Genomic DNA, 13,461 nt, shown 5'->3' with positions numbered 1-13,461 from the left:
CAATACTACTTTTAAAGTTTGTCAACCCCTTTAAAAACAACGTGTTATAAAGTTGGCTTGGATTTTGGATGTATTAACGTATTAGTAACAATATTAGTTAAAAATACAATACTTAATTCAGGGATTTAACAATGAAAATGACCAAAATTGCCGCTTTATTATCTGCCGTACTTATATTACCAGGCTGTGTTATTCATGTTGGTGCACAAAGTGCAAACGTAGAATTACAAGAAACCTTAGCTATAGCTAGTGCAGATTTAAATTCTTTAGAAGTAGATTCTGGCTCAGGATATTTAAATATAGTTGGCGTAGAAGGTGCTACTGAAATTACTGTAAAAGCCGACATTGAAACTACAAAGAAGCGTGATTATGAATTAACACTTACTAAAGTAGGCAGCAAAGCCGTATTAATTGCTAAACATGGTTCAACCAGCGGTTTTTGGAATGGTAATTCACCATCAATCAACTTAACTGTACAGGTACCAAAAAATTTAGCATTAGATATTGATGATGGCTCAGGGGATATATCAATTACTGATATTAATAACTTTGTTGAAGTAGAAGATGGCTCCGGCGCATTATTTGTTAAAAATATTCAAGGTGACTTAATTGTTGATGATGGCTCCGGAGAGTTGGAGATCAGCAACGTAAGTGGCGACGTTGATATTAATGACGGCTCAGGTGAAATGACTGTGATTGATATAGCAGGTTCAGTAAATGTCGAAGATGGCTCTGGTGAAATGATCTTGCGTCATATTGGCGGCACTGTAACTATTGATGACGGTTCTGGGGCTATCGAAGTAACAGATGCTGGCGGCTTAACGATTACTGACAGTGGCTCAGGTGGCTTAAATATTAAAGATGTTAAAGGCGAATTTAATATCGATTCATAAAAACATCAGAGGGTCAGGAGATTTGAGAATAACCTGACTCTGACCTTCTGATTTTACGAATTTTACTAAATTTTGTTTACTTCCAAGATCTGTCAATCTTTTAAACAGTTAGTAAAACCTAAACCCGATGTGCTTTTAAACGAGCGCATCGGGTTTTCCCTTTTACAACCTCATCATTCCCTGAATTTACTTCAGGGTCATTGGAATAACAGCAGGACCCTGAAACGAGTTCATGGCGATGCTAACGCATCGAGTTCAGTAAGTGATGTCGGTTCAGTAAATAGTGGTAAGTAGGATCTACACCTATCTTTTTATCAACTATACTTTTCTTACCAATTAATAATAAAAATAGTAATTATGAAACTTAATTATCTTATTGTTTTTACCTTTCTACTTTTCGTTTGCACATCACATAGTGCTGAGCAAAAGTGGCCTAAAACTATTGATATTAAAGAATGGCAAGTCCCTTGGGATAATACCCGTCCAAGGGATCCTGCCGTAGACTCAAAAGGTAATGTTTGGTTTTGTGGGCAAGCCGGCAATTATATTGCCATGTTGAATCCTCTAAATGGAAAATTTAAGCGTTTCGAATTAAGTAATAACACTAACCCACACAACCTTATTATAGATAGTAAAGATCACGTTTGGTATGCCGGCAATCGTAATGGCCATATTGGTAGGCTAAATCCAACTGATGGCAGTATAAAGCAATTTTCCATGCCCGGTGACACTCCAATAGATCCTCATACTTTAGTGTTTAATTCTGCAGAAAATATTTGGTTTAGCGCACAATGGGGTAATAAAGTTGGATTTCTAAACACTCAAACCGGTGAGGTTAAGCTTGTTTCTATGCCGTTCGATTCAGCTAGGCCTTATGGTATTAAAGTTGATTATGACGACATACCTTGGGTTGTTTTATTTGGCAGTAATAAGCTGGCAAAAATTAACCCGGAAAGTTTCACTGTTGAGCAAATAGATTTAATAGATATAAACGAGCGCCCAAGACGGTTAGAGGTAACTCAAAACAACCATATTTATTATCTGGATCACAGTTTAGGTTACTTAGGTAGTTATAACTCAGCTACAAAAAAAATTAATCGTTGGCTGTTACCAGAAGAGCACAAGGCCAAACTGTATGGCTCAGCTATTGATAGTAATGATCGAATTTGGATAGCCCTTACTGGTGTCACGCCAAATCAAATAAGAGTGTTTGATAGTAATAGCAAACAGTTTATTGCAAATGTAGAAGTACCAAGTGGCGCAGGTTCAATTCGCTATATGCATTATAACATGGCCACTAAAGAAGTTTGGTTCGGCACCGATGCAAATACAATTGGGCGAGTAAAATTACACTAGTTACTAATACGGGACTTCGCCATTACCTTCCCTTCGGGAATTACGTCCGATTGAAATCGGACCAACCGGTTTCGGGGCCTTGATTGGGTTGAGCTCTGGTGACGCTAACTTGGTTGGCGTGAATTTTAAATCATGGATGATTTAACTTAGAATTGCCACGGGTGGTATATGGTTGGCGTGAATTCATTCGCGCGTAATGGCGAAGCCACGTTCTGAAAAAACTAGTAAAATTTATGTTAATTTTTAATTAAATTCATAAATACCTGATTTTTGGCACTGTTTTTGCGTTAAATGTGGTGAAATAACGTTTTTTAGCCTGTTTTTTACACAATGTTACTTGCATTATTTTTACAAAAAGGTATCATGCGCCAACTTCTCCTAACGCCACAACACAACGGCGATTAATAGGAGATTACTTTACTAATCAAATTATTAGTAATTAGAGTGGTTATTTCCGCCAACTGACTTGCCAAGAGCTAGCCCAGATGAATCCATAAGCAGTGAGTGCTTATGATAAAGAGCATCAAATTAGCTATAGATCCCAAAAGCCTATGTGAACGTAGTTTGAACACATGTAGCGCACCGATCTCGCCATAAGTCTTCCGGTGGATAACTTTGAATTTTTTCGCAGTTATTTACCGTAAAGGTATTGATCTGCCTGTTGAGAAGACAAAATTAATGACTGAATTAAACAACGCTACTGTTAGCTTTGAATCTTTAGGTTTGCCTGAAGTATTATTATCTGCACTAAACGCTATGGGTTTTGTAAACCCTACACCTATCCAAGAAAAAACTATTGGCCCTTTAATTGAAGGTCGTGACGTTTTAGGTGAAGCACAAACTGGTACAGGTAAAACTGCTGCTTTTGGTTTACCTGCACTTGCTAACATTGACGTTAAATTAAAGAAACCACAAATGATGGTTTTAGCACCAACTCGTGAGCTTGCTATCCAAGTAGCTGAAGCAATCGAAGATTTTGCTAAAAACATGAAAGGCTTACGTGTAGCAACTCTTTATGGTGGTCAATCTTACGGTCCACAACTTTCGCAACTAGAAAAAGGTGCACAAGTTGTTGTTGGTACTCCTGGTCGCTTAATGGATCACTTACGTCGTAAAACATTAAAGTTAGCTGACGTTAAATTTTGTGCTCTAGATGAAGCTGATGAAATGCTTAACATGGGTTTCTTAGAAGATATTGAGTGGATCCTTGATCACTTAGCTAAAGAAACACAAATGGCATTGTTCTCTGCAACTATGCCTCCAGCAATCAAAAAGATTGCAGACCGCTTCTTAGATAATCCTGTACATGTAAAAATTGCAGCGAAAAAAGAGTCTAAAAAGAACATTACTCAGCTTGCATGGCGAGTAAGTGGTATTACTAAACAAACTGCCCTTGAACGCATAATTGAATCATTTGATTTCGACGCTGTGCTTATCTTCGTTCGAACTCGTAACGATACAATAACTATTTCTGAGCAATTAGAACGTTTAGGTTACCCATGTGCAGCGTTAAACGGTGACATGAACCAAGCACAACGTGAACGTACGGTTGAGCAACTTAAAAATGGTAAGCTTTCTATCATGGTAGCAACTGATGTTGTTGCTCGTGGTTTAGATATTCAACGTATTGACCTAGTTATCAACTACGATATTCCAGGTGAAACTGAATCTTATGTTCACCGTATTGGTCGTACTGGCCGTGCCGGTCGTGAAGGTACAGCAATTTCATTTGTACGTCCTCGTGAGTTTTATAATGTTCGTCACTACGAACGTGCTACTGCAGGTACTGTTAACGAATATAACTTACCGACGATTCAAGAAATTGGTTTGTCACGTATAGAGCGTTGTCGTAAATCGTTAATTGCTTCAGTTGCTGATAAAGATTTATCAAGCATGCGTGAAATTTTAGAGAAAATGGCAGCAGACTCAGAAGTTGATATGGCTGACTTAGCGGCGGCATTATTGTTTGATAAACAATTAAAGCAACCTCTACAACCGAAAGAAGATGTACGTCCTCGTCGTGAACGTTCAGACCGTGATTCACGCGATTCTCGTGAAACTCGTGGCAGAGATCGTAATGACCGTGGTGGCCGTGATCGTAATGACCGTAATGGTCGTGGCGAACGCAGCGATCGTGGTGAGCGTAAAGAACGTCGTCAATCGTCAGGTGCACGTCCAGACGTAGATTGGCAAGCATACCGCATTGAAGTAGGTAAAGATCACGGTGCTCGTCCAGGTGATATCGTTGGCGCAATTGCTAACGAAATTTCATTAGACAGTGCATACATAGGTCAAATCAACTTGAATGACAACCACACTATTGTACAACTACCAAAAGGCATGCCAAAAGATGCATTCCAAAAGTTACGTAGTGTACAAATACGTCGTCAACGTTTAGACATCTCAGTGTCAGATGCTCCGGTTGAAGCGCAAGTACGTAAGCCTCGTAGAGAGAATAGTGACCGTAAGCCTCGTGGTGAGCGTTCTGCACGTCACTAAGCACTAGCTTAATCAAAACAACAAAAGGATGACTTAGGTCATCCTTTTTTTATGGACGAAGGAATGTATAACCGCCATGGATGGCAAATGTTAGATGTCTTATCGCTGAATCAATACTTTACAAAGAATATGCTTATCCTCCCGTACCATGGATGGGGAAAAGTGTGAATATTTCCCGCTTTCTAGCTTTCTAACTTTCCAGCTTTGAACTTTCAACTTTCTACCTTTTCCTTATATCTAATAGCAAATTCGCAGATCAGAATCATATAAACTAATATAGAAAGAGCACTGATTTTGTGAAATAATACGCGCTCTAAAAAATTTCTCAATTTTTCATCAACTTACATAAAATGGTTGCCAATGAACTTAACACATTTAAAACAGCTGGAAGCTGAATCAATTCATATCATCAGGGAAGTAGCGGCAGAGTTCGATAATCCGGTAATGCTTTACTCTGTAGGTAAAGACTCGGCAGTAATGCTGCATTTAGCTATGAAAGCATTTTTTCCGGCTAAACCGCCGTTTCCTTTAATGCATGTAGACACTACATTCAAGTTTAAAGAAATGATCGCCTTTCGCGATATGATGGCAGAAAAGTGTGGCATGGACTTAATTGTTCATACCAACGAAGAAGGCCGCGCGGCAGGTATTAATCCATTTGATCACGGTAGCTCTAAATTTACCGATGTAATGAAAACTCAAGGTTTAAAGCAGGCATTAGATAAACATCAATTCGATGCTGCTTTTGGTGGTGCTCGTCGTGACGAAGAAAAATCTCGCGCGAAAGAACGTGTTTATTCATTTCGTGATAAAAACCATCGTTGGGATCCAAAAAGCCAACGTCCAGAATTGTGGAATACTTACAACGGCAAAGTAAATAAAGGCGAAAGCATACGTGTTTTCCCATTATCGAACTGGACAGAACTAGATATTTGGCAATACATCTATTTAGAAAATATCGATATCGTTCCATTATATTTATCAGCTAAACGCCCTGTTGTTGAGCGTGACGGCACCTTGATAATGGTAGATGATGAGCGTTTGCCATTAGAAGATGGTGAAGAGCCAATGATGAAAATGGTGCGTTTTAGAACATTAGGCGATTACCCATTAACTGGCGCAGTTGAGTCTGAAGCGACTACGTTACCTGAAGTTATTCAAGAAATGCTATTAACCAAAACCTCTGAACGCCAGGGCCGAATGATCGATCACGATTCATCAGGCTCTATGGAGAAGAAAAAGATGGAAGGTTACTTCTAAATTTCGGATAAATTTAGAAAGGATTCAAGGTTGTAAGGAGTCAAGGCTATGCAGCTTTGCTGCGTTTTAGTATTACAGCTTAATTGCCCCATAAAGAATTAAAAAATCATTCATGTAGTTATTATTTGCATGAATTGAAAGGAAAATAATAATGAGCACTGAACAAGCTTTATTAGAAAACGATATTGAAGAATATTTAAAAGTACACGAAAACAAAGATATGCTGCGTTTTTTAACGTGTGGTAATGTCGATGACGGTAAATCTACTCTTATTGGTCGTTTGTTACATGATTCAAAATTAATTTTTGAAGATCATTTAGAATCGATCAAAGCAGATTCTAAAAAATTCAACACCACTGATGAAGAGTTTGACTTAGCATTATTGGTAGATGGTTTACAATCTGAGCGTGAGCAGGGCATTACTATTGATGTAGCTTATCGTTACTTTGCTACTGAAAAGCGTAAGTTTATCATTGCCGACTGTCCTGGTCATGAACAATACACGCGAAATATGGCAACTGGCGCATCTAACTGTGATTTAGCCATTGTAATGATTGATGCGCGCTATGGCGTGCAAACACAAACCAAACGTCACTCTTACATTGCTTCTTTGTTAGGTATTAAACATATCATTGTTGCGGTAAACAAAATGGACTTGGTGGAATACAGCCAAGATGAGTACCGTAAAATTAAAACTGAATATCGCGAATTTGCTGAGCAAATTAACCTTCATGATATTCGCTTTGTGCCAATTTCAGCCCTTAAAGGCGATAACGTAGTAAACCGTTCAGAAGCAATGGACTGGTACCCCGGCGCAACATTAATGGGGCTTTTAGACACCGTTAAAATTGACTCTGATAAGAACTTTGAAGATTTCCGTTTACCTGTACAGTACGTTACTCGTCCAAACCTAGATTTTCGTGGTTTCTGCGGTACTATTGCTGGCGGCGTAATCAATATTGGCGACATCGTTACAGCTTTACCGTCTGGTAAGTCTTCATCGGTTAAAGCCATTGTAACTGCCGATGGCGAGTTAGACTCTGCTCATGTTGGTCAAGCAATCACCATTACTTTAAATGATGAAATTGACGTTTCTCGTGGTGATGTATTAGTTCGTTCAAATAAATTAGCTACGGTATCCGATAAGTTTGCTGCAACTATTGTTTGGATGAGTGATGCAGCAATGCAACCCGGTAAAGAGTACGAATTAAAGATTGGTACTAAAAATACTTATGGACGTATTGATAACATCAACTACCGAATTAACGTCAACACATTAGAGCACGTTCAAGAAGATGAAATGAAGCTTAATGAAATTGCTTCTTGTAATATTGCGACTAACGGCCCTGTGGTTATCGATGGTTATGACAAAGTCGAAGGTACAGGGTCATTTGTAATTATTGATCGTTTAACCAATGTTACTGTTGGTGCAGGCATGATCACTAACACTACTCTTGAAGGTGACGTTGAAGAAGAAACAAGACAATACAGCCCTACAGAAGTGGAATTAAATGCGTTTATACGTAAGAACTTCCCTGAGTGGAACTGTAAACCTGTTTAATGGTTTAACTAACCGTTAAAATTGCAACTCAGAAAGGCGGCATTTGTCGCCTTTTTAGTTAATCATTCAATATATCTTGCCAGCAAAAAATGCATGGTATATGTTGACTTATAATTAAAAAATTGATGATGTTAGTTCCTAGTTCCTAGTTCCTAGTTCCTAGTTCCTAGTTCCTAGTTCCTAGTTCCTAACAGCAAAACAAAAAGGTTTTCCATGCTCAGCATTGATCAATGGATGATGTTAGCGATTTTTGCTGGCACATTAATCGGATTAGTGAAGTATCAAAATAGCCCTGAGCGTGTCTTTGCCGCCGCGACCATGGCCTGCCTTACTTTATCTTTTGTTACAACCGAACAAATCTTTAATAACGCTATTAACCCCGGGTTAATAACCTTAATACTATTAATAAACTGCTCTTTTGCGTTTGAACGTACAAGCTTTTTACGCTTATTGGCCAGCCGTCTTATCAGTAAATCGGTAACCTCATCTTATGTTAAAACTTTACTAACAACGGCATTTGCATCGGCAATTCTTAATAACACAGCTGTTGTTGCGACGTTAATTTCTCCGATAAAGAATAATAAATTTATTAACCCCGGTCGGTTATTGTTACCCCTTTCTTACGCCGCAATTTTAGGTGGTACATTAACATTAGTTGGTACCTCAACGAACCTTATTGTAAATTCAATGCTGATAGAGCGAGGCTTGCCTAGTTTAAAGTTCTTTGACTTTACCTTGGTTGGCTTAGCTGCAATGGGGGCGTGTTTACTGGTGTTATTTATTCGCATTAGAGCACTACCTAAAACAGCCGCCGATTCAAAGGATGACAAGCATTACTTTGTCGAAGCAGAAGTAATGCGAGAATCTAAGCTGATTGGCAGGTCTATTGAAGATAATGGTTTACGTAGCATGGACTCATTATTTTTAATCGAAATTATTCGCCATGGCCATTTAATTTCGCCAGTAACGCCAGAAGAATATATCCAACCGGGTGATAAACTTATTTTTACCGGTGATATTTCTAAAGTGTTCGTACTGCAACAGTTTGACGGCTTGCAATTGTTTGCTGAACAAGATGGTTTATTGCGTGACAACCTTACTGAAGTATTAATCAAGCCAGGTTCGGCCATTATCGGTATGACACTCAAACAAGCAGGCTTTAGAGCTAGGTTTGACGCAGCTGTTGTTGCTATTAGGCGAGAAGGCTCTACATTATCGGGTAAATTGGGTGATTTAGTTATTCAGTCAGGTGATTTTTTAGTCCTTGCGGTAGGTAATGACTTTGTAAGTCGTACGAACTTAACGAAAAACTTTTTCATTTTAACCGGTGTTGAACCGGAAGATATGCTGTCTGGCTGGCGTGATAAATTTACTCTGTTTGGTTTTCTTGGTGCTATTAGTACATCTGTCATTTTTGAAATATCGTTACTTAAGTGCTTAATGTTTTATATGGCAGCATTATTTGCTTTTAATTGTTTATCTATCAATGAAATAAAGCGTCGCTTTCCGTTAGAAATTTGGTTAATTGTTGTGAGTGCATTAACGTTAGCAACGGCTTTAGAAGGAACTGGTGTTTCTCAAGTTATTGCTGATTTAGTTCATGGTTTTTTACAAGATAAAAGCGTGATGATAGCTTTTGTTGCGGTGTTTTTAATTACATTATTGTTAACTGAAGCAATTACAAACAATGCTGCAGCAGCACTTATTTTCCCAATCGCTTATAATATTGCGATTGGTTTAGATGCCAACCCGTTACCTTTTATCATGGCTGTAGCGTTTGGTGCCAGTGGTAGTTTTATCAGCCCATATGGGTATCAAACTAACGTAATGGTATACAATGCCGGTAACTACCGATTAAAAGACTTTGTTAAAGTTGGCCTGCCAATTTCAATAACTTATAGTGCAGTGGTGTTATATATGATCCCACTAATATTTCCGTTTAAATAAAGATAATCATTATGACTCAAAAAACTGAAAACACAGTATGGCATGCTCACCTTGTAACTAAGCAAGAGCGTGCTCAATTAAAAAATCAAAAGCCTTGTTTGCTTTGGTATACCGGTTTAAGCGGCTCGGGAAAATCTACTGTGGCTAATGCTGTTGACGATATATTGTTTCAACGTCAATGCCACACCTACTTGCTAGATGGTGATAATGTTCGTCATGGTTTAAATGGTGACTTAGGCTTTAGTGATGAAGACCGAATAGAAAACATCAGACGCATAAGCCAAGTAGGTAAATTATTTGTCGATTCAGGCTTGATTTGTAGCACGGCATTTATTTCACCGTTTCAATCTGATCGTGACATGGCAAGAAACATGTTAGAGCAAGGTGAATTTATTGAAGTGTTCATCGACACACCAATAGAAATTTGTGAGCAACGTGACCCTAAAGGTTTATACAAAATGGCACGAGCAGGTGAGATCAAAGACTTCACTGGTATCGATTCAACTTACGATACCCCTGTAACACCAGAAATTCATGTAAAAACTGCAGACAAAAGCATTGAACAATGTGCTATGCAAATTGTGAGTTACTTAGAAGTAAATGGTTACTTAACTAAGTAACGAATACGCTGCCGCTACGAATACGGTACTTTGTACCTTCGAGTACGTAGCTTCGCTACTACGATTACATTTCATTTCGAATCACGAAGTAGCTATCGAAGCGTCAGCGTATTCGTAGTGAAACGTATCCGGAGTGTAACGTATTCGAGCCTAGATTTTTGTCAGTATTCTTTACAACAGCTAAGAGACTTAAGTAGCCAAATGGATTAACGTATTGTAAACGTTAGAGTCATTTTTACTGGCTTATAACTTGCATTTAATATCTATCATATTAAATTTAAATGCTCGCACATTTAAAGGTTATAGTTTCGCAGCTACTTTAACCCGTAAAGAAATATCTAAGACGTCGTGAGGCGTCTTTTTTTTAATTGATGAATAATGATCAATGCTTGTAAAAATCAAGTTAATCTGCCAACAAAACATTACACTTGTACAATTAAACTTGTAACAAATCATTAATCTTGCCGCTTAACACTAGATCTTCACTTTAATTCCTCGTAATATCAAGCTCGAAATAAATCTAATGCATTATATATACGATTAGAATATAACAAAATTATACCATTAGAAAAAAACTAAAATATTCGGGAAGAGAGATGAAATCATTATTAACGGGCGTTGTATGCTCGTCATTACTACTTTTAGCAGGTTGTAATGAAGCTGCAAACACTGCAGAGTCAGCCGCTGAAGTACAAACACAAAAAACACCATTAGCATCAGGTATCGATCGCGCTAACATGGGCGAAAATGTACGTCCACAAGATGACTTTTACCTTTACGTTAATGGTAAGTGGGAAGATACAAACGCTATTCCTGCTGACAAAACCTCTATCGGTTCTTTTTATGACCTACGTGATAAATCTGACGAAGACGTAAATGTTATCATTGAAGAACTTGCTGCCGCTGAAGCACTAACAGCAGGTTCAGATGAGCAAAAAGTTGCTGACTTATTCCGTTCATTTATGAACGTTGAGAAGTTAAACACGTTAGGTGTTAAACCTGTAGCACCATTTTTAGCCGACGTTGCAGCCCTTAAAACAAAAGATGACTTAGCTGCATTTTTTGCTAAAGCACAAATTATGGGTTTAGATTCACCGCTATACTACTACGTATCTGTTGATGCAAAAGACTCAAGTACTTATGCCGGCCATGTTTGGCATTCGGGCTTAGGTCTTCCTGATCGCGACTACTATTTTAAAGAAGATGCACGTTTTGTAGAAATGCGTGCCGCTTACGTTGCTCATATTACAAAAATGTTTGAATTAGCTGGCCTTGATAACCCTCAAGCATCTGCTGAATCGATTATGGCACTTGAAACTAAAATGGCTAAATTACATTGGACTCGTGTGGCTACACGTGACAGTGAAGCGCGCTACAATAAGTTTGAAACCGCTAAATTAAATACTTTAACTGAAAGCTTTAACTGGAACATTTGGTTAGAAACTTTAGGCGTTCAAGATCAAGCAAATATCATTATTAACCAACCTGACTTTGTTGAAGGTTTTGGTGAAATTGTTGCAAGTACCGATATGGACACTTGGAAAACATTCTTAAACTGGCAAGTTGTTGGTGGTTTTGCATCTTACCTGAACGATGATATTGCAGCGCAAAACTTCGAATTTTTCGGTAAAACAATTAACGGTCAGCAAGAGCAAAAGCCTCGTTGGAAACGTGGTGTTAGTTTAATTAACGGTAACTTAGGTGAAATTATTGGTAAAGTGTATGTTAAACGTCACTTCACACCTACAGCTAAGTCTCGTATGGTTACATTAGTTGAAAATTTACGTTCTGCTTACGGTGAGTCTATTGACGAATTAGAGTGGATGTCTGCTGATACTAAAAAAGCCGCTCGTGTTAAACTTGCTGCCTTTACTCCTAAAATTGGTTACCCAGACAAATGGGAAGATTACTCAGCCGTATCTATCTCAAATGATGATTTAATTGCTAACTTAGTTAACGTTGATAAAGTAGACTTTGCTAAATCAATAGAAAAACTAGGTGGTCCTATCCATACATGGGAATGGGGCATGACACCACAAACAGTTAATGCTTATTACAACCCAACAGTAAATGAAATTGTTTTCCCTGCCGCTATTTTACAACCACCATTCTTTAACCTAGAAGCAGATGAAGCTGTTAACTATGGTGGTATTGGCGCTGTTATCGGTCACGAAATGGGCCACGGTTTTGATGACCAAGGCAGTAAATACGATGCCGAAGGTAACATGAAAAACTGGTGGACAGAGCAAGATTTAGCTGAATTCTCTAAACGTGGAGCGCAACTTGTTGAGCAATACAATGGTTACTTCCCATTCGAAGATACTCATGTAAATGGTGAACTTACGTTAGGTGAGAACATCGGTGATTTATCTGGTTTAACTATCGCTTACCGTGCATACAAAACATCATTAAATGGTGCAGAAGCTCCGGTAATTGACGGCTTAACTGGCGATCAACGCTTCTTTATGGGCTACGCGCAAATCTGGCGTCAAAAGCACACTGAAAAAGCTGCTCGTGAACGTTTAGCAACTGATAGCCACTCACCAGGTCACTACCGAGCACTTGGCTCACTATCTAACATGGATGAGTTTTACCAAGCATACGACGTTAAAGAAGGCGATAAAATGTACATCGCTCCTGAAAAACGCGTAAAAATCTGGTAATAACTAAGTTACGAATACGGCGCTCTGCGCCTTCGAATACGTTGCACTACGAATACATTTCATTCCGAAGTAGTTATCGAAGCACAGCGTATTAGGAGGTACGAAGTACCGTATTCGAAACGATAGTGTATTCGAATCGTTAGTATTGTCCTGAACTTGTTTCAGGATCTCAAATCAGGATCTAAACATTCAAAACGCGCCTATAAGGCGCGTTTTTGTTTATCTCGAAAGTTACCTAGCGTTATCGCTGTCATTCCCGTAGCTTATCTCTGTCATTGCCGCGAAGGCGGTAATCCATGCTTTTATGGATCCCCGAACAAGTTGGGGATGACGAGAGGCGGGCATGTCAAGAGTCGAGCAGGGCATAACGAGACACGGGCGTGACGAGAGTCTGGCATGACTAGCCGAGCATGACCGCTCATCTTCTTGTTACTTCCGCCACCCCCTGTCATTGCCGCGAAGGCGGTAATCCATGCTTTTATGGATACCCGAACAAGTCGGGCATGACGAGAGTCGAACATGACGAGACACGGGCATGATGAGAGTCGAGTATGACAGCTCATCTTCTTGTAACTTCCTCCACCCCCCGTCATTGCCGCGAAGGCGGTAATCTAGCTTTCCTCTTTGTTCCTGCTCTTTATGGATACCCGATACCCGAACGA

Annotated in this window: 8 protein-coding genes; all 8 read left to right on the top strand. The window is 39.0% G+C overall.

Annotated features, from left to right (window positions below; all coding sequences use genetic code 11):
* The first annotated feature begins 131 nt into the window (after window positions 1-131).
* The 8 genes from RGQ13_RS14000 to RGQ13_RS13965 all read left to right on the top strand — a co-directional run bounded on the left by RGQ13_RS14000 (window position 132) and on the right by RGQ13_RS13965 (window position 12,799).
* The gene (locus RGQ13_RS14000; protein ID WP_348390364.1) at window positions 132-893 is read left to right on the top strand and encodes a DUF4097 family beta strand repeat-containing protein; all 762 of its coding nucleotides are present in this window, start codon (window positions 132-134) and stop codon (window positions 891-893) included.
* A gap of 357 nt (window positions 894-1,250) precedes the next feature.
* Window positions 1,251-2,249 (top strand): Vgb family protein, encoded by a 999-nt coding sequence (locus tag RGQ13_RS13995; protein ID WP_348390363.1) that lies wholly within the window; start codon window positions 1,251-1,253, stop codon window positions 2,247-2,249.
* Window positions 2,250-2,864: 615 nt separating this feature from the next.
* Window positions 2,865-4,748 carry a DEAD/DEAH box helicase gene (locus tag RGQ13_RS13990; RefSeq protein WP_348390362.1) on the top strand — a complete coding sequence of 628 codons (1,884 nt, stop codon included), beginning with the start codon at window positions 2,865-2,867 and terminating at the stop codon, window positions 4,746-4,748.
* A 360-nt stretch (window positions 4,749-5,108) separates the two neighbouring features.
* Complete coding sequence (cysD, locus tag RGQ13_RS13985) at window positions 5,109-6,008, top strand: sulfate adenylyltransferase subunit CysD (protein ID WP_348390361.1); 900 nt, start codon at window positions 5,109-5,111, stop codon at window positions 6,006-6,008.
* Window positions 6,009-6,159: 151 nt separating this feature from the next.
* The gene (cysN, locus tag RGQ13_RS13980) at window positions 6,160-7,569 is read left to right on the top strand and encodes a sulfate adenylyltransferase subunit CysN (protein WP_348390360.1); all 1,410 of its coding nucleotides are present in this window, start codon (window positions 6,160-6,162) and stop codon (window positions 7,567-7,569) included.
* 213 nt (window positions 7,570-7,782) lie between these two features.
* Window positions 7,783-9,516 carry an SLC13 family permease gene (locus RGQ13_RS13975; RefSeq protein WP_348390359.1) on the top strand — a complete coding sequence of 578 codons (1,734 nt, stop codon included), beginning with the start codon at window positions 7,783-7,785 and terminating at the stop codon, window positions 9,514-9,516.
* A gap of 11 nt (window positions 9,517-9,527) precedes the next feature.
* Window positions 9,528-10,136: an adenylyl-sulfate kinase gene (gene cysC, locus RGQ13_RS13970; protein ID WP_348390358.1), complete on the top strand. Its 609-nt coding sequence runs from the start codon at window positions 9,528-9,530 to the stop codon at window positions 10,134-10,136.
* A gap of 596 nt (window positions 10,137-10,732) precedes the next feature.
* The gene (locus tag RGQ13_RS13965) at window positions 10,733-12,799 is read left to right on the top strand and encodes a M13 family metallopeptidase (protein WP_348390357.1); all 2,067 of its coding nucleotides are present in this window, start codon (window positions 10,733-10,735) and stop codon (window positions 12,797-12,799) included.
* Window positions 12,800-13,461: the final 662 nt, after the last annotated feature.

It is taken from the genome of Thalassotalea psychrophila, from assembly GCF_031583595.1.
Classification (GTDB): Bacteria; Pseudomonadota; Gammaproteobacteria; order Enterobacterales; family Alteromonadaceae; genus Thalassotalea_A; species Thalassotalea_A psychrophila.
Note: the sequence above shows the minus strand (reverse complement) of the source record. Positions and strands in the feature narration are given on the sequence as shown.

What these genes read in the sequence shown, in the direction of transcription:
- RGQ13_RS14000 (WP_348390364.1), top strand. Translation starts at nt 132, where the DNA reads ATGAAAATGACCAAAATTGCCGCTTTATTATCTGCCGTACTTATATTA.
- RGQ13_RS13995 (WP_348390363.1), top strand. Translation starts at nt 1,251, where the DNA reads ATGAAACTTAATTATCTTATTGTTTTTACCTTTCTACTTTTCGTTTGC.
- cysD (WP_348390361.1), top strand. Translation starts at nt 5,109, where the DNA reads ATGAACTTAACACATTTAAAACAGCTGGAAGCTGAATCAATTCATATC.
- cysN (WP_348390360.1), top strand. Translation starts at nt 6,160, where the DNA reads ATGAGCACTGAACAAGCTTTATTAGAAAACGATATTGAAGAATATTTA.
- RGQ13_RS13975 (WP_348390359.1), top strand. Translation starts at nt 7,783, where the DNA reads ATGCTCAGCATTGATCAATGGATGATGTTAGCGATTTTTGCTGGCACA.
- cysC (WP_348390358.1), top strand. Translation starts at nt 9,528, where the DNA reads ATGACTCAAAAAACTGAAAACACAGTATGGCATGCTCACCTTGTAACT.
- RGQ13_RS13965 (WP_348390357.1), top strand. Translation starts at nt 10,733, where the DNA reads ATGAAATCATTATTAACGGGCGTTGTATGCTCGTCATTACTACTTTTA.